At 63.4% G+C, this 23,601-nt stretch carries 12 protein-coding genes and 1 pseudogene; all 13 read right to left on the bottom strand.

Annotated features, from left to right (window positions below):
* Nucleotides 1–229 (bottom strand): hypothetical protein (locus K678_RS04295; RefSeq protein WP_021131233.1); only part of this gene is annotated, 229 nt, incomplete at its 3' end.
* Nucleotides 226–7,503, bottom strand: a complete 7,278-nt coding sequence (locus K678_RS04290) for a calcium-binding protein (RefSeq protein WP_021131232.1) — start codon at nt 7,501–7,503, stop codon at nt 226–228. The genes K678_RS04290 and K678_RS04295, both read right to left, overlap by 4 nt.
* A 92-nt stretch (nt 7,504–7,595) precedes the next feature.
* On the bottom strand, nt 7,596–9,272 hold the full coding sequence (locus tag K678_RS04285; RefSeq protein ID WP_021131231.1) for a methyl-accepting chemotaxis protein: 1,677 nt from the start codon (nt 9,270–9,272) through the stop codon (nt 7,596–7,598).
* A 10-nt stretch (nt 9,273–9,282) separates the two neighbouring features.
* Nucleotides 9,283–10,626 carry an HlyD family type I secretion periplasmic adaptor subunit gene (locus K678_RS04280; RefSeq protein ID WP_021131230.1) on the bottom strand — a complete coding sequence of 448 codons (1,344 nt, stop codon included), beginning with the start codon at nt 10,624–10,626 and terminating at the stop codon, nt 9,283–9,285.
* Nucleotides 10,601–11,350 (bottom strand): hypothetical protein, encoded by a 750-nt coding sequence (locus tag K678_RS04275; protein WP_021131229.1) that lies wholly within the window; start codon nt 11,348–11,350, stop codon nt 10,601–10,603. Before K678_RS04275 ends, K678_RS04280 begins: the two co-directional genes overlap by 26 nt.
* A 9-nt stretch (nt 11,351–11,359) precedes the next feature.
* A complete protein-coding gene (locus K678_RS04270) occupies nt 11,360–13,042 on the bottom strand; it encodes a TolC family protein (protein WP_039852017.1) in 1,683 nt (560 codons plus the stop codon).
* Between the two features lie 205 nt (nt 13,043–13,247).
* Complete coding sequence (locus K678_RS04265; RefSeq protein WP_021131227.1) at nt 13,248–14,123, bottom strand: hypothetical protein; 876 nt, start codon at nt 14,121–14,123, stop codon at nt 13,248–13,250.
* 419 nt (nt 14,124–14,542) lie between these two features.
* Nucleotides 14,543–16,494: pseudogene (locus K678_RS04260) on the bottom strand (acetoacetate--CoA ligase).
* 31 nt (nt 16,495–16,525) lie between these two features.
* Nucleotides 16,526–18,220 (bottom strand): AMP-binding protein, encoded by a 1,695-nt coding sequence (locus K678_RS04255; RefSeq protein WP_021131226.1) that lies wholly within the window; start codon nt 18,218–18,220, stop codon nt 16,526–16,528.
* Nucleotides 18,221–18,290: 70 nt separating this feature from the next.
* Nucleotides 18,291–19,187, bottom strand: a complete 897-nt coding sequence (locus K678_RS04250) for a hydroxymethylglutaryl-CoA lyase (RefSeq protein ID WP_021131225.1) — start codon at nt 19,185–19,187, stop codon at nt 18,291–18,293.
* Between the two features lie 2 nt (nt 19,188–19,189).
* Nucleotides 19,190–21,190, bottom strand: a complete 2,001-nt coding sequence (locus tag K678_RS04245) for an acetyl/propionyl/methylcrotonyl-CoA carboxylase subunit alpha (protein ID WP_021131224.1) — start codon at nt 21,188–21,190, stop codon at nt 19,190–19,192.
* Nucleotides 21,191–21,194: 4 nt separating this feature from the next.
* A complete protein-coding gene (locus K678_RS04240; RefSeq protein ID WP_021131223.1) occupies nt 21,195–21,983 on the bottom strand; it encodes an enoyl-CoA hydratase/isomerase family protein in 789 nt (262 codons plus the stop codon).
* A gap of 7 nt (nt 21,984–21,990) precedes the next feature.
* A complete protein-coding gene (locus K678_RS04235) occupies nt 21,991–23,595 on the bottom strand; it encodes a carboxyl transferase domain-containing protein (protein ID WP_021131222.1) in 1,605 nt (534 codons plus the stop codon).
* Nucleotides 23,596–23,601: the final 6 nt, after the last annotated feature.

Raw genomic sequence — 23,601 nt, 5'->3', positions numbered from 1 at the left:
GACCGCCATTGGCCGAGGTCGCGGTCAGATCAAGCGTCGCGCCGCTGGTCGCATATTGATAGCTGACCCAGTCGGTGCCGCCGCCACCGCTCATCGTCGGTGCGCCCGAAGCGGTGCCGCCGATGAAGGTATCGTTGCCGCCGCTGCCGATCACCGTCGCGATCGCGTTATAGCTATCGCCCGAGGCATAGCCGCTCGAGCGACCGCCTCCGGTCAGGTCGATCGTCATCGCCGCGCCACGGGCATAGCTGACAATGTCGGTGCCGCCGCCGCCGATAAAGCTGTTGGCAACGGAATCGGCGAAGAAGGTGTCGCCCAGGGTCGACCCCGGACGTTCTCGATCCCGATCAGATGATCGTATTGAGCCGCGCCGCCGTTCAGGCTGGTGGTGCCGTTATAAGTCAGATCGACCGTCACCGCGCCCGTTGCGTATTGATAGCTGACCCAATCGGCCCCGCCGCCGCTGCTCATCGTCAGCGATGCCGTTCCGGTGCCGCTCATGAACGTATCGGCCTGGGCGCTGCCGACAATGGTGGCAATGCGGACAAAGCTGTCGCCCTGAGCTTCCAGGGTGCCGTGACCGCCGCCGGTCAGGTCAATCGACAATCCGGCGCTGCTGGAGGCATAGGTAACGACGTCAAGACCGCCGCTGCCGCCGTCAAAGTAATCTGCCCCCAGCCCGCCGACAAAGGTGTTGTTGAACGCATCGCCGATCAGCCGGTCATTGCCGCCCGAACCAATGATGTTCTCGACATTGCTGAGACGATCCAGCGCCGATGAACCGGCATTGTTGGCGTTATTCGACAGATCAACGGTCACCCCGCGCGAGGTATCGGTGAGTGCGGCATAGCTGACCCAGTCGGCGCCGCCATTGCCGACAAAGCTGTTCCCCGCGCCATCGGCCACAAAGGTATCGGCATAGATCGAGCCATAGACGTTCTCGATATTGGTCAGCTTGTCGTTGGCCGCCGCGCCGCCATTGACATGGCTGACCAGATTGACGGTGACGCCAGCCCCACCGGTCAGATAGCGGTAATCGACCCAGTTCGAACCGGCGGCGCCATCCATCGTCGCCGACCCGGCCCCGGTGCCACCGATGAAGGTATCAGCGGCGGCGCTGCCGACGATCGTCGCGATCCCGCTAAAGGAATCACCCGAGGCATAGCCGCCGCCGTGATTGCCCGCAGTCTGGTCGATTGTCACCGCCGAGGCGGCCCGGGCATAGCTGACGACATCGAGACCGCCATTGCCGACGAAACTGTTGGCCGCCGCGCTGGCATAGAACAGGTCGGCATTGGCGGTGCCCTTGATGTTCTCGATGCCGCTCAGCCGGTCATTGACCGCCGCGCCGTTATTGTTAAGGCTGTCGGTCAGATCGACGGTGACGCCGCTTGCCCCGCTGACATACTCGTAATCAACCCAGTCCAAGCCGGTGGCACCGTCCATCGTCGCCGACCCGGCCCCGGTCCCGCCGATGAAGGTGTCGTCGGCGGCGCTGCCAACGATCGTCGCGATCCCGCTATAGCTGTCGCCTGAGCCATAGCCGCTGCCGTGATTGCCCCCGGTCTGATCGACCGTCACCGCCGATCCGGCGCGGGCATAGCTGACGGTATCAAGGCCGCCATTGCCGACAAAGCTGTTGACCGCCGTGCTGGCATAGAACAGGTCGGCATTGGCGGTGCCCTTGATATTCTCGACGTTGGTCAGCCGGTCGTTGACCGCCGCGCCGCCATTATTCAGGCTGTTGGTCAGATCGACGGTGGCCCCGCTGGCCCCGCTGACATACTCGTAATCAACCCAGTCCGAACCGACCCCGCCATCCATCGTTGCCAGAACCGAAGCGGTGCCGCCGATGAAGGTATCGTCATACTGACTACCCGCGATCGTCTCGATGCTGCTGTAATAATCGTTGGCGGCAAATCCGGTGCCGTGATTACCCCCGGTCTGGTCGATCACCATTCCGGTCAGCACGCCGGAGCGGACATAGCTGACGACGTCGTTCCCGCTTCCACCGATGAAGCTGTTGGTCTCGCCGTCGGCATAGAACAGATCGGCATAAGACGAACCGATGACGTTCTCGATCCCGTTGGTGCGGTCGTTGGCCGCCGCCCCGCTATTGTTGCTGTTGTTGAGCAGATCGACGGTCACGCCGGTTCCGCCCGCCAGATATTGATAGCTGATCCAGTCCGCCCCGCCGCCGCCGAACATCGTCGCCGATCCGGCGGCAGTGCCGCCGATGAAGGTATCGACCGAAGTGCTGCCGATAATGGTGGCGATCCCGGAATAGGCGTCCCCGGCCGCGGCCGAGGTGCCCCGGCCATATCCGGCCTGATCGATCACCAGCGAATCGCGGCTTTGGGCGTAGGAAACGACGTCAACACCGCCGCCGCCGGTAAAGGTGTCGGCCCCGGCTCCAGCGATGAAGGTGTTGTTGTTGGAATCGCCAGTCAGTTTGTCGCCATACGCCGAGGCAATGATGTTCTTGACGTTGATGAAATGGTCGTTGAGCGCCGATCCCGCATTGGCCCCGGTGGCGAGGTTGACGGTGGCCCCCGAGGTTGCGTTCTGGTAGCTGACCCAGTTCTCGCCGCCAGCCCCATCCATTGTCGCCGACCCGCTCGCTGTGCCGCCGATGAAGGTGTCGGACAAAGAACTGCCGACGATCGTCGCGATCCCGCTATAGCCATCGCCCCGCGCCAGGCCGGTGGCGATTCCCGATTGGGTCTGGTCGATGATCAGATCGACCGTGCTGTTGGAATAGCTGACGACATCGGTCCCACCGCCGCCGATGAAACTGTTGTTATTGCCATCGGCATAGAAGGTATCGCTCGCGGTCGAACCGATCAGGTTCTGGATCGCGATCAGGGAATCGTTGCTCGCTCCGCCGCTGCTCAGATGGTTGAACAAATCGATGGTGACGGCGACGCCACCGTTCTGGGCATAGCTGACCCAGTCCGACCCGCCGCCGCCGTTGAAGGTGTTGCCCTGCCCGCTGGCGATGAAGACGTCATTATTGACCGAGCCGTAGACGTTCTCGATGTTGACGAAACGATCGGTGGTGACCGCGCCGCTGGTGGTCCCGGAGGCGAGGTTGACGGTGACCCCCGCGCCGACCGCGAGAAATTCATAATCGATCCAGTCCCGGCCGCCGCCGCCATCCATCGTCGCCGACCCCAGAGAGGTACCGCCGACGAAGGTATCGACGCCGCTGCTGCCAACGATGGTTTCGATGTTGACGTACTGGTCGCCCGCCGCTGCCCCAGAGCCGTGATTTCCCGTCGTCTGATCGACCGTCACCGCCGGACCGCCCGCATAGGTCACGACATCGTTGCCGACACCGCCGTCGAAATAATCGGCTCCGCTGCCGCCCGCCAGGGTGTCGTCGCCCGCACCGCCAAACAGAGTGGTGGATTGGAGCGCATCGCCAGTCAGGGTGTCGTTGAGGCTGCCGCCGATTACCACTTCGATGTTGCTAAGATGGTCGCCTGCGGCATGACCGCCGGAATTGGTGTTGGTCGTCAGATTGATGACGTGGGCGGCAATATCGGAACTGTAATCGACGGTATCGCGGCCGTCGCCGCCATCGATCACATCGGCCCCGGCGCCGCTGATGAAGCTGTTGGCCTGGGCGTCGCCGGTCAGAGAATCGCCGTGATCCGAGGCGATGATGTTCTCGATCCCGCTTAAGTGATTCGTCGCCGCCGAGCCCGCATTGCCTCCGGCCGCCAGATCGACCGTCGCGCCGCTTACGGCATGCTTATAGCTGATCCAATCAGTGCCGCCGCCGCCGATCGCGGTGCCGACCCCGCTCCAGGCCCCGCCGATGAAGGTATCGTTGCCACCGCTGCCGATCACCGTCGCGATGCCGTTATAGCTGTCGCCCGAGGCATAGCCGGTCGAATACGTGGTCCCGGTCAGGTCGATCGTCAGCGTCCCCGACCCATCGCGGGCATAGCTGACCACATCGCCGGTTCCGCCGCCGCCGACGAAACTGTTGGCGCTGCCATTGGCATAAAAGGTGTCGTTGTTGGACGAACCGACGATGTTTTCGATATTGATCAGGGAGTTGTTCGCCGCCGAACCGCCATTCGCCGAGGTCCGGGTCAGATCGACCGTCGCCGCCGCCTCTCCGGCATAGCTGACCCAGTCGCCCCCGGCCCCGTTCGCGCCGCCATCCATCGCGGCGACCGCCGCCGTGCCGCCAAAGAAGGTATCGTCGCCGGAACTGCCGATGATCGTTTCGATTCCGTTATAGGAATCGCCCGATGCCGCCCCGGTGCCGCGATTGGCCGCGGTCTGATCGATCGTCACCGCCGACTGACCGGCATAGCTGACGACATCGTTTCCGCTTCCGCCAACAAAGCTGTTGGCGGCGGAACTGGCGTAAAACAGATCGTTGCCGCTGGTCCCCTTGACGTTCTCGATATTGACCAGCCGGTCGTTGGCCGCCGCGTTGGTGATAACGCTGCCGCCGTTGATCCCGGTATCGAGATTGACCGTCACACCGCGATTCAAGGTCGCATCGACCTGAACATATTCGTAATCGATCCAGTCGCCGACGGTATCGTTAGCGGTGCTGCCACCGTCCATCGTGCCGACACCGGAAACGAGACCGCCGATGAAGGTATCGCTGCTGCTGCTGCCGATCACGACCGAGATTCCCGAATAGGAATCGCCCGAGGCATAGCCCGAGCCATAGCCCTGCCCGGTCATGTCGATCGTCATTCCCCCCACCGGATTGCGATCGTAGCTGACGGTATCGTGCCCGCCGCCGCCGACGAAGCTGTTGGCGGCGGAATCGGCATAAAACAGGTCAGCGAACGACGAGCCGACCACGTTCTCGATATTGACGATATGGTCAAGCTGGGCCGCGCCGCCATTGGCGGCGGTCCCAGTCAGATCAAGGGTAACCGCGCCGCTGGCATTCTGATAGGTGACCCAATTGTCGCCACCCGATCCATCCATCGTCGCGACATCCGAGGGCCGCCCGCCGACAAAGGTATCGTTACCCGAACTGCCGATGATCGTCGCGATCCCGGTATAGCTGTCGCCCGAAGCCGCCCCGGTGCCACGATTTCCCCCAGTCTGATCGACCGTTACCGCCGACTGCCCGGCATAGCTGACGACGTCGGTTCCGCCGCCGCCGATAAAACTGTTGGCATGTGTATCGGCGTAAAACAGGTCGTTGCCGCCCGAGCCGTAGACATTCTCGACATTGACGAAACGGTCGTTGCTGCCCGAGCCGCTAGAGGTACCACTCGCCAGATTGACGGTGACACTGGAACTGCCGACGTAATTGTAGCTGATCCAGTTGTTGCCCCGGGCTCCGTCCATCAGCGCCGAGCCCGCATCGGTGCCGCCGACAAAGGTATCGTCGCCGGTCGTGCCAACCAGGGTGGCAATTCCGGTGTAGGAATCGCCCGACGCCGCCCCGGTACCGAGACCACGGCCGCTTTTCTGATCAATCGTCAGCGCGGTTTGTCCGTCATAGCTGACGATGTCGGTACCGCCATTACCGATGAAGCTGTTGGCTTCGTTGCTGGCGTAGAACAGATCGTTGCCGGTGCTGCCTCGGATATTCTCGATATTGATGAGATGGTCATAGAGCGCGCCACCGCCATTGCCGATACTATCGTTCAGATTGACGGTAACGCCGCGATTGTTGACAACGGAGGTGTATTGGTAATCGACCCAGTCCGAACCGCCGCTCCCATCCATCGTCGCCGAACCAGCCGCGGTACCGCCATAGAAGCGATCATCCCCGGCGCTGCCGATGATCGTCGCGATCGCGCTGTAGGAATCGCCCGAGGCATCGCCCAGCGCTCGGCCCCCGCCGGTCTGATCGATCGTGACGGGCGCGGCGCTGGCGGCATAGGTCACGGTGTCGCGGCCACCGCCACCGACAAACACGTCCCCGGCCGAGCCGCCCGCCATGACGTCATTGCCCGCGCCGCCATAGATCGTCGTGCTGGTGGTGGCATTGCCGGTGATGGTATCGCCGCCCGGCCCGGCCTTGATCACCGAGATGTGCGACAGCACGCTGCCTTCGGCATAGCCACCGTGATTGGCGTTGGTGGCGAGATTGATGGTGTGGGAGGTGGCATCGCGGCTGAAATCGACGGTATTGATGCCGCCGCCGCCGTCGAAAGTATTGGCCGCCCCCAGGCTGACCATCGTGTCGTCGGCAATGCCGCCATAGATCGTGTTATGGCTGCCCTGGGCATAGACCAGATTGGGAACGCCGTTACTGGGCAGGACATTGACCGCGACGGTCTTGGTCGCGTCGTTGGGATCGGTCACCGTGACGTTGAGGTCGGAGGCGGAATGGACCTCCTTGACCTGGATCACGATCTTCTGGTGCAGGTCGTAATTGGCTCCGCTGTAATAGACGGATTCGGCGAAATCCAGCGTGATCGGGGTGCTGGATGCGTCGGTCGGATAGATCAGCTTCAGCGGGAAATTGGTCAGCGTCTGGGTCGGATCGACCAGGGTGATCGTCCACACCCCTGGCGTTGACGCGGTGGCGACAACGGTATTGACGACGGTGAAAGCGGCGCTGAGGCTGACCAGGGAAAAGCCCAGCGGCAGCCCCGAAATTGTCATCGCCCCGGCGCTGTTGAAGGTGCCGACCACGCGGGCCATGAAGACCTTGGCATAATAGCCGGTCGCATTGGCATTGACGCCGCTGCCGGTCGTCCCCAGCAACGGCCCGACCCCATCGACATAGGCGGTCTGATTGCCGGTGAGGGTCAGAATTTCAGGGGCGATCTGTTCCGGCGAATTGGCCGCCAGCGGTGCATTGGTGCTGAAATTGCGCGGGTCCGAATCCGGGGTGCCGCCCGCGCCATAGACCGTCTGACCAACCGCGACCTGATCGCTGTAATTGCCGAACCAGACCTGAAGAGTGGGCAATTGCGGCACCGTCGCCTGCGCCCCCGGACTTGACGGCGGAGGAGACGGCGGGCTTTGCGGCGGAATCGGCACCGGCGCATGGGTGAAATCGCCATGCTTGTTGCTTTCGCCGTCCAACGTTTTCTTGGCATCGGCCAGCAGGGTTTCGACCGTGGTGGGCGGCGGCGAACTGAGCGGGGCGACATTGGTGGGCACGTCGCTGGACGGCGGCGAATCGGCGGCGCTGGCAGACGCGCTTTCGCCCTTGGGTTCGCCATTGGTGACGAACGAGCGCGGACCCTTGGTTTTCTGGGCCTCGTACTCGGTCAGGCTGGTCATCGCCGGAACCGGCAGCGCGGGGCTTTCGACCTGGGCGACCGCGGAGAACAACTGAGCCGTGCTGACCTGACCGTCCGAGAACATCACGCTCGGCGGTTTTTCCGAGGTGGAATCAATCGCCGCCCCGGCCAGGATCACCCGTTCGCCGCTGGTGGTCTGAAGCACAAGATCGATATCGACGACATCGACCCGGGCAATCGCCGATTGCGGCATGTTCAGACGGAACATGCCCTGGGTCGATTCGATGACTTTGACCTGCTGTGCTTCAGCCATCAATTCTCCTCGACCGGATCACCCGGTCCATTATCCATCCGCCCGGTGCCGCTATGGACACGGTCCCGGCGGAACAGTCTTTGTCGTCCAGATCAGCCCGCCGTGCCTTGCTGACGGGTGACATCCCTCATCTCGGCGCGCAGCTCGCGCATCATATTGCGCTGCGACATCCGCATTTCTTCCAGAGTGGCTTCAAGCAGCGAGGTCTGCTTGCCGACGCCCTGGGCCATCCCCTTCAGCGGTTCCAGCAGCGCGTTCATCCCGTCGAACGATTCCTTGATGCCATAAAGGTGACGGGTCGCGCCAATCTCGACTTCCTGAACCTTCTGCATTTTTTCCTGCAAACCGGACAGCAGGTTTTGCATCTCGGCCGACGAATCGCGCAACACCTGCTGAACCGAGCCCAGCGCGTTGATCTGGGTCTGGGTGCCGACCGCGACCTCGCTCAGTTTGGCGGTCATCTGCTGCATCGTCGCGCCGATATTGGTGGTGGCGGAAGACAGCGCCTGAAGACGGCGATCCAGCTTGGTTTCGCTGTCGGAGGTCTGATCGTTGACGGCGTGCAGCACACCGACCGCCTCGTCCAGCTTGGCCAGACTCTGGATGTTGAAATTGCCGACCATGTCGAAATGGCTGCGGGTGCCGTCGTTCGAGGCGGAAATCTTCTGATCGATCGAGCTTAGGGTATCGGTCAGACGCATCATCGATTTCTGGCGGTCCTGGTTGTTGGACAACAATGCGCGCACTTCGCTTAACAATTCCTCGTTGGTCTCTTTCATCCGGGGACCGAAGCCGAGCAGATCGTTGGTGCGGCGCACCGCCTCGATATTGCTTTCGATCGCGCCCACCATCTCTTCCAGCCGGAACGCCAGATTATCGATCCGGCTGACCATCGCCAACGAACCGTCCTGCGAGCGGTGAAACATTTCCAGCATCTGGTTCATGTTGCTGGTCAGATCAGCGATGAAGGTCGACAGGAAGGATTCGCTGACGCCCCCGGCGCGAACCGCCTCGCTGACGCCCGCCATGCCGACCGGGCCCTTGACCCGCTCGACCAGACGGTTGAGCAGATGGCGCGCCTCGCCCAGCACCTTTCGGGCGTGGCGGCGCACCGTCAACTGCATCATCCCCAACATCAAGCTGCCCAGCAGACCGAACATCGACGCCGAAAAGGCGATGCCCATGCCGGCCAGCGGGTGGCGCAACTGACCGACCAGCTTCAGGAATTCGGCATCAATCGAATCCCCTGCCGGAGCGTTGACCATCCCGTCCAGCATCCCGCTGATGCCGGTCAGGGTTTCGAGCAGACCGATGAAGGTGCCGAGCAGGCCCATCGCGATCATGAAGCCGACCAGGAAGCTGGGCAGTTCCATCCGAGAATCGAGTTCGGTCTGCAATTGCTCCAGTTCGGTCTCGATCGCCGACTGATCCATGTGGGTCGACAGCTTGCCGCCGGTCTGGGCCAGATTGCGCAGGTAATCCTGCACCACCCGGCCATTCAGCCAAGGCGCCGACAACAATTCATTCATGTCGGCCCCGTCGCCGACCTCGCGGGCGAAGCGGTTCAGCGCGGTCCGCTCGCGTTCGGCCTGGATCAGATTGACGATCCAGAGAACGCCGCCCCCCAACGCGACCACCAGGATCATCGAATTGAGCAGAACGTTCCCACGGATAGCCATCAACACAAAGTCGATATGGGTAACCCCGACCACGGACAGAAGAACAACCGGAGCTATTGCCTGTAAGAACGTGGAACGAAACTTGGTCATGCTCAAATTCCTAGCGGGCATCGCGAAAAGCGTTGAATAAGAATCGCGTAAACGGTGATGTGATATATCGGATGATTGTACGCTGTCCGGTGATGACATCGGCAGTGATCGTCATCCCCGGAACTATTTTCTTCCCGGAATACGAGGGCGGCAATTGGTCGACCTGAATGGCGACGCGGTAATACGGATCGCCCTTGCCATCGGGAACGGTATCGGCGCTGACCTCGATGACGCGGCCATCCAACGGACCAAGCTCGCCGATGTCAAAGGCGCTGACACGTACCTTGGCGGGCAGTCCGACCCGCAGATCGCCCCGGTCACTGGGTCTGGCCCGCGCTTCGACCAACACCTCTTCGGCGCTGGGGGTGATCTCGATGATGGTGTCACCCGGCTTGACCACGCCGCCGACGGTATTGGACAGGATGCGATTGACGATCCCTTCGACCGGGGCGCGGACCTCGGTGCGGATGAAACGATCGGCCTGTCCGGTGATGATGTTGCCCATCCGCTCGATCTCGACCAGAACGCCCGACAATTCGTTCTGGGCCTCGGCACGATAGCGCGCCTGGGCTTCCTGGCGGCGGGCCTGGGATTCGGCGATCGCCGCCATAATCTTGGGACGGCTGCCCTCGGCATCGCTCAGTTCGGTCTGAAGGCGCTGTTCCCGGCTGCGGGCGTCCAACACTTCAAGCTGGGACGCGGCATTGCGCGAAGCCATTCCGGTGATCAGCTTGTTGCGTTCACGCGCCGTCTCCAGTTCGCCCTGAAGCTTGGCCTGACGCGCTTCGACCTCGCGCAATTCCGCCGTGCGCTGTCGGATCTGCTCTTCGAAGATCAGGGTCTCCTGCTCCAGCTTCTGGCGGCGGGTAGCAAACAATCTGGCCTCGGACTCCGCCAGGTCGGCGTTCCGGCGCAGGATGTCGCCCCCCTTCATCGTCGGCAGACCGCGCGATTCGGCCTCAAGCCGGGCCGCCTTGATCCGCAGACTTTCCAGCTTGCCCTGAGTCTCGGCCAGCGAGGTCTGGGCCGTGGTGTCGTCGATCACGACCAGGACCGCCCCTTTGTGAACGACCGCGCCCTCTTGAACCATGATCGCCGCGACGATGCCGCCTTCCAGATGCTGGATGCTCTGGCTGCGTCCAGCCGGGATGATCCGGCCCTCGACCCGGACGACGCGATCGACCGAGGTCAGCGACGCCCATACGATCACCGCGATGACGATCAGGGTGATCAGCCACAGATAGGTTTCCGGCGCCTCAAGACGGCTGATGAATCCGGCCCGCCCCCGACGCGGTCTTCGGGGCACCGGCGCGGACGCGGAATCCGGCTCAGGGGCGGACGAATCGGAGCTCAATCCTGGCATCCCCCTGATCTTTGCCTTGTTTGGTGGTGATCTTGATCGCCTGACTGCCGACAAGTTTCTTTTCGAGCAGGAAGTTGCGCAGGTCGAGCGCCCGGTAATAGGCCATCCGTCGCCCTTCGCTATAAGTCTCGAGCCCCATGATCGAGTCGATCTTGGCGACCGAGCCGGGCAGCCGCGACCGATAGGAGTCCAGCAGCTTGGCCAGTTGCGCCCGCGAGGACTCGTTCAACAGCACCGCCGCGCGGGGATAGGTAATGACGATGACATTGCCCCCGACGATATCGGCCGATTCGTTGGCTCCATCGACCGATTTGGCAGGCGAATCGTTTTTGAGCGTCAGCGGCTTTTCGACAATGCTGGGAGTCGAGGCCGCCTCTTTCTCGCGGACCGACTGGCGGAACGCCTCCAGCCGCTGATTGGCCGTCCGCAACTCGGCGATCTCGGCGGCGAGCTTGTCACGAACTTTTTGCGATTCGGCCAGTTTGCCTTCGGCGTCGGACAGCTTGCTTTCGATCTGGGACAGCTTGGCGTGCGAGGTGTTTTCCTGCTCCAGCCGCTGCTCGACCATCTGCACGGTCTTCTGCTGCATCTTGCTCGACGTGATCAGCAAGGCGAAGACGAAGACAACCAGGACGAAGACAAGGGTCAGCACCACGTTGCTGAGGGCATCGACAAAACCCGGCCAGTAATTCAGTTCGCGGTTGCTATCCGCCATCGCCGTTCCTCACTCTCCGGTCCGGACCACGATCGCCTCGACCAGTTCGCCCATCTGCCGCCGCACCAGATAGCTGGCGGTGGCTTCCGAGATCAGCAGACGACTAAGCTCGTTCTGCGACTGATAAAGACGTTCGTAGGCATCAAGCAGATCCAGCAATTGCCGACTGCCATTCAAAAATTGTTCGTCGAACGCGGTGGCCACCTTGGCGTTCGCGTCCAGGGCGCGGTTGGTCGATTCGACCAGCCCGTTGGCGGCGTTCAGCGCGCTGAAGCTGGTCCGCACGCTTTCTTCCAGCCGCAACCTTGTGTCGGTCGCCTGATACGATGCCTGCCGCGCATAAGCGGCATTGGCCAGACTTTGCCCGATATCGGCCCCGCCGTTCAACGTCCAGTTGAACACCAGCATCATCCGGCGGTCGTTAACATAGGGATAAACTTCGGACGGCTTGACGTTGACCGGCAATTCCTGGCTGACACCCCCGGCGTTAAAGGTCCGTGTGTCGGTCAGTTGCATCGACAGCTTGGGCAGGAAGGCGGTCATCTGCTTCCACGTCGCGGTCAGCGCCGCGTCGGCCTTCAATTGTGCCGCCTGATATTCCGGGTTCATCCGCAGGGCGCGCAACAACACCTCATCGACCGTCTCGGGGACGTCGGGCATCAGTCGCGCCGGCAGACTGAGCTTGATCGGGGTGACGTTGGTCAGGCGACGGAACTCGACCAAGGCGGCTTGATATTCCGCCCCGGCCTCGATCATCGCCGAGCGGGCGCTGGTGGCACGGGCATTGATGCGGTCGAGTTCAACTCCGCTCGACCCGCCACCGCTGACCCGAAGCTTCATCCGCTCGCCCAGCCGATCAAGGTTGGCCTTGTAGTTGGAGGCAAAGCTGATGGTAAGGCGCGAGCGAACCAGCCGCAGATAACAGGTGATGGTATCGAGCGCAACCCGTTCCCGGGTCGCCGTCTCGTCGGCGCTGGTGGCGTCGTGAACCTGATCGCGATTCAAGATATCGGCGACGATGCCCATATCGACCAGCGGCTGTTTGACGCTGTAACTGCGGGTCCAGGTATGGTGGGTGCTGACGTCAACCAGCGGATTCTTGGAGCTGTCGGTTGTGCTGACGGGGACGTGGTAAGCCCCCGGCGAAGACCGTTCCGTCCCGGTTTGCCGTTCGAACTCAAGCCGGGGCAGATACTGGCCGATGCTGCCAAAAAACTCCCAATGGGTTCCCTGGGTTTTCGCCCGGGCCGCCTTGATCTCGAAATTGTTCTTAAGCGCGAAGGCAACCGCCTCGCCCATATTGAGCGGTTCGGGCACGGTGGGCGGGTTGTTGGGGTCGGGCTCAAGAATCAGCACCTCGCCGCCGCCCAGCTTCTTCAACAGATTGGCCCGCACCACCCCGCGATCAAGCCCCTCCGGCTCGGGCGGAACCGGCTTGGCTCCCGCCTGGGCCTCCGTGGCCGGAGCAGGTGGCGCAGCATCGGGCGTCGTTTTGGCGGGCGCGGCAACCGGGGCGTTTCGCTCGGCCAGACTGGGTGGCAATTCCAGGCCGCCGCGCGCCCGAACCGGGCCGGATTCGCCAGACTCCACCTCCCCCCGTGGAACGGGCAAGGGCAACAGCGGTTCGGACACAGTCTCCTGGGCATGGAGCGGGACAACCGCCGCAAACACCAACACCAACCCTGCCGTCATTTCCGCGGGGAAAAGCCGTTTCAAAAGGCCGCGCACAAACACCTCAGCACCCCAATTCGCCCCGCACCCCGATGTCGTGGCGCATATGTTCGGAATGGTCACACATATAGATCAATAATCGGTAAAATTCATGACGAAACCGTGACGAACGCCAACCTAGGGTTTTATTCGCAAAAGACCTCTATCACGCGGATCGCAAAGGTATCTATTTGGCTGCCGACTGTTCGCCGGTAAGGCGGTATATCCCAACCGCAACCAAGGCACGAATTTCGAGCAACTGCCCGGACAAACCGTCGCCGCCAAGACGGGCCAACAAAATGTCGAACGAGGCGACGGCACGCTGCCACGCCTCGCCAGTCAGAGGTCGGTCGGCAATCGACACAGCCAGGGCCTCCAGGCTCTGGCGGTCGGAATAAGCCCGGCGGAGGTCTCGATTGGTCAACCGCCGCCAAAAACCGCTGGACGCCCCATCCCGCTCCGTCGCTTCGATCGCCAGAGCGATCAGACGGCGCAATCCCTCAGCGGGAGCGCTTTGGCGCAGCGTGTCAAACGCCGCCTGGGGAATCGTCCCGTCAACCACCGGATCAATCGGGCAGGCGGGATTGAACACGATCCGGGCCGGGCGCCCGTCGAAGGTCATGAAGGTGACGATGATCACCCCTTCGGTCCGGTCGATATCGATTTTCAGAATGTTGGTTCGGGCGATCTCGGCGTCGGACAGGCTGACCCGCGACAGGCTGGATTCATAGCGACGCCCCGACAGAAAGGCATTGCCGTTGCGGGTGACGTCGACAAGAAGCTCCCGCCCCTCGGCCGAACGGTCGGTGAAGTGAAGCCGGACATACGTCTCCGTTACCGCCACCAGTTTCTGCCCCTGATCGGCCAGATCGGGAGCCGAAAGCCCCAATCCACGCAGAGTTTGGTGAAGCGGCAGCAGACGATGCGCGACCCGTGCGGGAAAATCCGGCGCGACAGCGGCAATCGCCTCAAGGGACGCACCAGTCTCGATGGCGGCATGTACTTTTTGCCAGGATTCGGCAAAAGCCTGTTCGTCACGAAGGCTGTCGGTCGGAAACGTCATCTCGGTCCCTTTTTCGTCTACGCTCCGCCCGGATCGATCAAAAACCGAGCATCCTGTGCAACATTTCGTCTCTAGATGTCATCATTTGTTCACGTTCGGAAAGACATGAAACATAAAATGAAAATCAATTCAGACTATATATTTAAATAAACCGCACGGCGAGCTGTCAATATCCAATCTCACCAGAGACGGATACCCCAGGCCATATCGGATATGACAAAAGACTCAGAGCGGACGAACACAGCTTATCTCTCAGATCGATTTAGGAACCCTTCGTATTGCCTGCCAAGGCTGCGCATGACGCACACCCTGACGCGCAAATTATAATAATAAATTCGCCCGACCTCGTCAGTCTGACAAGATCGGGCGATTGAGGTCGGGGCAAACGGGACCGTGACGTCAGAAGAACGGTGGCAGCGTCACACCTGCAATTCGGATCGACCGGCGTAGTGATCCAGCGCCTCGGGATTGGCCAGGGCTTCGCGGTTGCCGACCGGGCGGCCGTGAACGATGTCACGCACCGCCAGTTCGACGATCTTGCCCGAGCGGGTGCGGGGGATATCGGCCACCTCGATCACCTTGGCCGGAACGTGGCGCGGCGTGGTGTTGTCGCGAATCCGGGCCTTGATTCGCTCGACCAGGGGCGGTTCCAGGCTGTGGCCGGGAACAAGCCGAACGAACAGCACCACCCGGACATCGTTGCCCCAATCCTGGCCGATCACCAGGGCCTCCGCCACCTCGGAAATCGTCTCGACCTGACGGTAAATCTCGGCGGTGCCGATCCGCACCCCGCCGGGGTTCAGTGTCGCGTCCGAGCGTCCATGCACGACGATCCCATCATTGGGGGTCAGTTCGACCCAATCGCCATGAGTCCATACGCCGGGAAAGCGGTCGAAATAGGCGGCGCGGAACCGGGTGCCGTCCGGATCGTTCCAAAATCCCAGCGGCATCGAGGGAAAGGCGCGGGTACAGACCAGCTCCCCGGTCCGCCCCCGCACCGGGGTACCAGCGGGGTCGAACACCTCGACCCGCATACCCAGACCACGAGTCTGAATCTCGCCGCGCCGGACCGGGCCGGTCGGGTCGCCCAGCATAAAGCAGGACACGATATCGGTGCCGCCCGAAATCGAGGACAGGCAGACATCGGGCTTAATCGCGTCATAAACGTAATCGAAGCTTTCCGGCGCCAGCACCGATCCGGTCGAGGCAATCGTCCGCACCGCCGCCAGACGATGAGTTTCGACCGGCCGCAACCCGGCCTTGGCAATCGAATCGATCCATTTGGCCGAGGTGCCGAAAAAGGTCGCCGCCTCGGCCTCGGCATAATCGAACAGGATCGCGCCGTTTTTCAGCATCGGCGCGCCGTCATACAGCAGCAGGGTCGCCCCCGCCGCCAGCCCAGACACCAGCCAGTTCCACATCATCCAGCCGCAGGTGGTGAAATAGAACATCCGGTCGCCGGGGCGGACATCGCCGTGAAGACGGTGTTCCTTGAGATGCTGGATCAGCGTCCCCCCGCCCCATGCAGGATGCATTTGGGCGCGCCGGTCGTCCCGGACGAAAACATCACCATCAGCGGATGATCGAACGGCAGACGGCGGAAGCTTGGCCGGTCCGCCTGATGGGGGGCGAGGAAATCGGCCAGGGTAACCGCCCCCGCCAGCCCGGACAGATCGGGACTTGCGTCGAGATAGGGCACCACCACCAGCCGCTCGACACTGGGCAGCCCGGCCCGGATATCACCGAGCTTGGCCCGGATGTCGTGACCCTTGCCATTGTACCAATAGCCATCGACCGAGATCAGCAGCTTCGGCCCGATCTGGCCGAAGCGGTCGAGCACTCCGGCCACCCCGAAATCGGGCGAGGCCGACGACCACACCGCGCCGATACTGGCCGCCGCCAACAGAGCGGCGATGGTTTCGGGCAGGTTCGGCATCAGGCCCGCGACCCGGTCGCCGGGGCCGATTCCCATCGCTTCCAGCGCGGCGGCGAAGCGGGCGACCAGGGCGTTCAGTTCCCGCCACGACAGACGGCGCTTGACCTTGTCCTCGCCCCAGAAGACGAGGGCATCGCCCTCGTCGCTGCGGCGCAGGCAGTTTTCAGCGTAATTCAGCCGGGCCTCGGGGAACCAGCGCGCGCCCGGCATCCGGTCGGGATCATCGACGACGACCCCGCCGGGGCCGTCGTCGACAATGTCACAATCCGTCCACACCTCGCGCCAGAACAGTGCTGGCTGGTCAACCGACCAGCGCCATAACGACGCCATGCCGTCGAGGTGAAGACCATGGGTCCGGTTGATCCGCTCAATAAAAGACGTCACCAGAGCCGCATCCTTGCGGTCCTGGGAAGGCTGCCACAGCACGTCCGACATGGCGTTGGTTCCCTGCTGACTGGACGGAGGATCAGGCGGTCTTCAGTTCGTCGATCTGCAATTCCTCGATCATCATCTTGCGCATCACGAACTTCTGAATCTTGCCCGTCGCGGTCATCGGGAAGGACTCGACGAAGCGGATCACCTTCGGGATCTTGTAGTGGGCGATCTCGTCGGCGCAGAAGGCGATCAATTCCGCCTCGGTCATGTCGGTGTCGTCCTTCAGCACGACCCAGGCGCACAATTGCTCGCCATATTGGTGATCGGGGATGCCAAAGACCTGGACGTCGCGGATCTTGGGATGGCGGTAGAGAAATTCCTCGACCTCGCGGGGATAGATATTCTCGCCACCGCGAATCACCATGTCCTTGATCCGGCCGACGATGTTGCCATAGCCCTCGGCATCGATCACCGCCAGATCGCCGGTATGCATCCAGCGCCCGGAATCAATCGCCTGACGGGTCAAATCCTCTTCACCCCAATAGCCCCGCATCACTGAATAGCCCCGGACGAGAAGCTCGCCCGAAACGCCGCGCGGCACGACGCGACCCTGGGGATCGACGATTTTCGCTTCGACATGGGGATGAATCCGCCCCACCGTCGAGACCCGGCGATCAACCGGATCATCGACCGCGCATTGAAAGCTGACCGGGCTGGTCTCGGTCATGCCATAGGCGATGGTGATCTGGGGCATGTGCAGGCGGTCCATCACCTGACGCATCACCTCGATCGGGCAAGGCGACCCGGCCATGATCCCGGTTCGCAGCGACGACACATCGTAGCGGCCGAAATCGGGGTGGTTCAGCAGGGCGACAAACATCGTCGGCACGCCATAGAGCGAGGTGCAGCGTTCCCGCTCGACCGCCTGAAGCACCCGTTCGGGATCGAACCCTTCGCCCGGGATCACCATGCAGGCCCCGTGGGTGATCGCCCCCAGATTGCCCATCACCATCCCGAAGCAATGATAGAACGGCACCGGAATACACATCCGGTCGGCTTCGGTGATGCGGATTCCCTCGGCGACGAAATAGCCGTTGTTGAGGATATTATGATGGGTCAGCGTCGCGCCCTTGGGCCGCCCGGTAGTGCCGCTGGTGAACTGGATGTTGATCGGGTCATCGAATTGCAGGGTCGGGGCGATCTCAGCCAGCCGGGCGCGGTGGCTGTCATCGGCCAGCCCGGCGACATCGCAAAACGACACCATGCCGGGGCTCGCCTCGGCTCCCATTCGGATCACCACCCGCAAATCGGGCAGCCGGGCCGCGTGCAGCGCCCCCGGCCGACAGGTCTCCAGTTCGGGCGCCAGGGTGCGCATCATCGCGATGTAATCGCTCTGCTTGAAGGCGGGCGACAGGATCAGCGCGACACAGCCGACCTTGTTGACGGCATATTCAAGCTCGTGCAGGCGATAAGCCGGGTTGATGTTGACCAGGATCAGACCGGCCTTGGCGGTGGCGAACTGGGTCACCACCCATTCGACATTGTTCTGCGACCAGATACCGACGCGGTCGCCCGGCTTTAACCCCAGCGCGAGCAACCCGGCGGCAAAGGCATCGGTTTCCTGCCGCAGGCGGTCATAGCTCCACCTTATATCCTGATGGACGACCACCAGGGCCTCGCGCTCGGGAAACCGGGCCGCAATCCGGTCGAGCTGAGCCCCGATCGTGTCGGAAAGCAGCGTGGTGTCGTTGGCTCCGTGGACGTAACTGAGAATGCTGTTTTCCATGTCCGCCTCCCACAGCGTTGATATCGGTGTCCGGGCGGAGTTGATCCCCGCTCCGGCTGATCGTGATGGATTAAGCGAGCAGCGCCCTCCCGGCGCGGGACGCGCTGTCCCGCCCCAATTGAGCGCTGATCCAGGCCCCGGTTTCGGCAACGCTCCGAAGATCGATTCCGGTCTCGATACCCAAACCGTTCAGCAGGTACAAAACATCCTCGGTCGCGACATTGCCGGTCGCGCCGACAGCAAAGGGACAGCCACCCAGACCGGCAACCGAGCAATCGAAGGTGGCAATCCCAGCCTCCAGGCTGACCAGGACATTAGCGACGCCCTGGCCATAGGTGTCGTGAAAGTGCATCGCGATCCGCTCGGCCGGAATGCGGGCCGCGACAACGTCGAGCAGAGCGCGGACGGCATCGGCGGTGCCGATCCCGATCGTGTCGCCCAGGGAAATCTCGTCACAGCCAAGATCGAGCAGCCGCGCCGAAATGTCCGCCACCGCCTCGGGCGCAACCGCGCCGTCATAGGGGCAACCGAGCACGCAGGAGACATAGCCGCGCAGCCGTACCCCCTGGGCGATCACCTCGGACGCGACCGGAGCGATCCGGGCCAGACTGTCGGCGATGGAACAGGCGATGTTGCGCTGGCTGAACCCTTCCGAGGCCGAAACGAACAAAGCCGCTTCGGTCACGCCAGCGTCCAGAGCCGCCGCCAGCCCCTGGAGGTTGGGCACCAGGGCCGGATAAGCGGTGCCGGGGCGGCGGGTCAGACGCCGGTACAGTTCGGCCGATCCCGCCATTTGCGGCACCCGACGCGGCGAGACGAACGATCCGGCTTCGACCACCGGCAGCCCGGCGGCAGCGAGACGCTCGACCAGCGCCAGCTTGATGTCGAGCGAAACCGGCACCGCCTCGTTCTGGAGGCCGTCGCGGGGGCCAACCTCGACCAGCGTGACACGCGCGGGGCGGGCCATCGTTACGCCACCTCCGCCTCGAACGCGACCAGGGACTCTCCCTCGTCAACCAGGGCACCCACCGTGAAATGCAGCCCCGAGACGATCCCGTTGGCCGGGGCCTTCAGGGTGTGCTCCATCTTCATCGCCTCCATCACCACCAGCGGCTGGCCCTGGGTCACCCGGGCCCCGGCTTCGACCAGCACGGCGATCACCGTACCGGGCATCGGCGCGACCACTCCGGACGCCGCCTCTTCCGGCTCGTCGGTCGGCAAGGGATCGACGACGGTCAGACGGTGAGCGCGCCCGCCGAGGAACAGCGACAGATCGGCCCCGCGACGGACATATCCGGCCTGACGGCGCACCGTCCCGATTTCGCCGGACAGACGGCCATCGGCGGTCAGGGTGCCCCGTGCCTCGACCGGCCCGCCCGGCAGGGTCAGTTCATAGCCCCAGGGCCGGTAGATCAGCGGAACGACCAGATCGGTCTCGCCATGGCGCAAATGCAGGCTGTCATGGGCGTCGTCATTCAGCCGCCAGCCGTCGCACAGCGCCCACGGGCTGTAGGGATCGCTGGACCGGGCCGCGTCACGCTCGGCGGTGGCCCGGCGTTCGAGCAGCAGCCCGAGGCAGACCAGCCCCAGCACCGCGTCGGGCACCGGCTGGGGCGGCGGCAGCAACTGGGCGCGGTGACGCTCGATAAAGCCGGTATCGAGATCGGCGGCGGCAAAGGCCGGATGGGCGGCAATCGCGGCCAGGAAGGTCAGATTGGTCGCCAGCCCCGCCACCTCGGTCGCGGCCAGAGCAGCGCGAAGACGGCGCACCGCTCCCTCGCGGTCCTCGTCCCACACGATCAGCTTGGCAATCATCGGGTCATAATGGACCGAGATGCGGTCACCCTGGCGCACCCCACTATCGACTCGCAGATGCGGGCCGGTCACCGGGAACCGCAGATGATCAAGGCAGCCGGTGGCGGGCATGAACCCGGCATCGGGGTCTTCGGCATAAAGACGAACCTCGATCGCGTGCCCCCGGATCGACAGATCCTCCTGCCCGAGCGGCAAGGGCTGCCCCGCCGCCACCCGCAACTGCCACTCGACCAGATCGAGGCCGGTGATGAATTCGGTGACGGGATGTTCGACCTGAAGACGGGTGTTCATCTCCATGAAATAGAAGCTGCCGTCCGGCTCGAGCAGGAACTCGACGGTGCCCGCGCCGCGATAGTCGATCGCCTGGGCGGCGGCGATCGCGGCCTCTCCCATCCGGCGGCGTACGGCGGGGTCCATCCCCGGTGCGGGGGCTTCCTCGATCACTTTCTGATGGCGGCGCTGGATCGAGCAATCGCGCTCGAACAGCGACACCGCATGGCCGAAGCCATCGGCGAACACCTGGATTTCGACATGGCGCGGCCGAGCCAGATATTTCTCGATCAACACGCGGTCGTTGCCGAACGATCCGGCGGCTTCGCGCTTGGCTCCGGCAAGATGGGCGGCGAAGTCGTCGGGGGACTCGACCACCCGCATCCCCTTGCCGCCGCCGCCCGCCGATGCCTTGATCAGCACCGGATAGCCGATCCGCTCGGCGGCTTCGGCCAGCACCGCCGGGTCCTGATCGGTGCCGTGATAGCCGGGAACCAGCGGCACCCCGGCTTGTTCCATCAGCGCCTTGGCCTCGCTCTTGCCGCCCATCGCCCGGATCGCGCTGACGGGCGGACCGATGAACACCAGCCCGGCCGCAGCACAGGCTTCGGCGAAATCGGCATTTTCGGACAGGAAGCCATAGCCGGGATGGATCGCCTCGGCCCCGCTCTGGCGCGCCACCTCGATCAGTTTGTCAGCCCGCAGATAGGACTCGCGGCTGGGCGCTGGGCCGATCGCCCAGGCTTCGTCAGCCAGCGCGACATGCGCCGATCCGGCATCGGCATCGGAATGAACCGCGACGGTAGCGATCCCCATCCGCTGGGCGGTACGGATGATCCGGCAAGCGATTTCGCCGCGATTGGCGATCAGAATTTTCGAAAACATCGGCTCAGCCTCCCCACACCGGCGGGCGTTTGTTCAAAAAGGCGGCGATCCCTTCGCGTCCTTCCGCCCCGGCGCGCTGCTCGGCAATGCGGCGGGTGGTGTCGGCGATCAGCGCCTGGGAGAGCGGGCGATCGGTAACCGCGAAGATCAGGTCCTTGGCGGCGGCCTGAGCCTCGGGCGCCCCGGCCAGCAGCGGAACCAGCATCTCCTCGATTGCGGCATCAAGATCGTCGGCCTCGACCACCCGATGGAGCAGCCCGAGCCGCAACGCCTCGGCGGCAACGAACCGTTCGGCGGACAGGAACCAGCGCCTGGCAGCCCGCGCCCCGATCGCCGCGATCACATAAGGCGAGATCACCGCCGGGATCAGTCCCAGCCGAACCTCGGACAGGCAGAACACCGCACTATCGACGGCAATCGCGATGTCGCAGCAGGCCACCAGCCCGACACCGCCGCCAAAGGCCGCCCCCTGGACCCGGGCAATCGTCGGCTTGGGCAAGGTGTTCAGCACCCGCATCAGTTCAGCCAGCCCCTGGGCATCGGCGAGATTTTCGGCCGGGGCATAGGTCGCACTGCGCCGCATCCAGTCGAGATCGGCCCCGGCGGAAAAGCTGGCCCCATCGGCGGCCAGCACCACCGCCCGCACCGTCTTGTCCTTGCCCAGGGCGACAAGCGCATTGGTCAGGTCGGCGATCATCCGCTCGTTAAAGGCGTTGTGAACCTGGGCGCGGGCCAGGGTGACACAGGCCACCCCGTCGCCCCGTCGGGAGACGCGAATCGTTTGCTCGGTCATCGTCGCCTCACATTCTGAAGATGCCGAAGGTGGTCCGCTCAATCGGAGCGTTGAGCGCGGCCGACAGGCCGAGCCCGAGCACCATCCGGGTATTGGCGGGATCGATGATCCCATCGTCCCACAGCCGGGCCGAGGCGTAATAAGGATGGCCCTGGGTCTCGTACTGGGCGCGGATCGGGGCCTTGAACGCGGCCTCTTCCTCCACGCTCCAGCTTTTGCCCTGCACCTCCAGACTGTCGCGGCGGACCTGCGACAGCACGTTGGCGGCCTGCTCGCCCCCCATCACCGAGATGCGGGCATTGGGCCACATCCACAGAAAGCGCGGCGAGAACGCCCGGCCGCACATCCCGTAATTGCCCGCGCCAAAGCTGCCGCCGATCACCACCGTCAGCTTCGGCACCCGGGCGCAGGAGACGGCGGCAACCATCTTGGCCCCGTCCTTGGCGATGCCGCCCGCTTCGTATTTGCGGCCGATCATGAAGCCGGTGATGTTTTGCAGGAACACCAGCGGGATACCGCGCTGGGCGCACAATTCGACGAAATGAGCGCCTTTCAGAGCGGATTCGGAAAACAGGATGCCGTTATTGGCGACGATGCCGACTGGATAGCCGAAGATGTGAGCGAAGCCGCAGACCAGGGTGGTCCCGTACAGCTTCTTGAACTCGTCGAACGCGCTGCCATCGACCAAGCGGGCAATCACCTCGCGCACATCGAACGGCTTGCGCGGATCGGTGGGCACGATCCCATGCAGATCGTCGGCGGGATACAGCGGCTCGACCGGGGGGCGTAATTCGACATCCGGGCGCTTGGGCCGGTTCAGCGTGCCCACCACCCGGCGGGCAATCGCCAAAGCGTGGGCGTCGTCATGGGCGTAATGGTCGGTCACGCCTGAGATGCGGGAATGAACGTCGGCCCCGCCCAGATCCTCGGCCGTCACCACTTCGCCGGTCGCGGCCTTCACCAGCGGCGGGCCGCCCAGAAAGATGGTGCCCTGGTTGCGGACGATGATCGATTCGTCGCTCATCGCCGGAACATAGGCTCCCCCGGCGGTGCAGCTTCCCATCACCACCGCGATCTGGGGAATGCCTTCCGCCGACATCAGGGCCTGATTATAGAAGATGCGGCCGAAATGCTCGCGGTCGGGAAAAACCTCGTCCTGGTTGGGCAGGTTTGCCCCGCCCGAATCGACCAGATAGAGGCAGGGCAGCCGGTTTTCGCGGGCGATCTCCTGGGCGCGCAGGTGCTTCTTGACCGTCAGGGGATAATAGGTGCCGCCCTTGACGGTGGCGTCGTTGGCGATGATGACGCATTCGCGCCCGGCCACCCGGCCGATCCCGGTCAACAAACCGGCCGAGGCGATCTGTTCGTCATACACGCCATGGGCGGCCAGTTGCGACAGTTCGAGATAGGGCGTGCCGGGATCGAGCAGCCCGCGCACGCGGTCACGCGGCAGCATCTTGCCGCGCGATTGATGACGCTCGCGGGACCGGGGGCCGCCGCCCATTTTGACCTCGGCGACCTTGGCCCGCAAATCCTCGACCAGCGCCCGCATCGCCTCGGCATTGGTCTTGAAGGTCGGGTCCTGCCGCGACAGGGAAGAGTGAAGAATCATAGCTGG

The organism is Magnetospirillum fulvum MGU-K5, from assembly GCF_000442515.1.
Taxonomy (GTDB): Bacteria; Pseudomonadota; Alphaproteobacteria; order Rhodospirillales; family Magnetospirillaceae; genus Phaeospirillum; species Phaeospirillum fulvum_B.
Note: the sequence above shows the minus strand (reverse complement) of the source record. Positions and strands in the feature narration are given on the sequence as shown.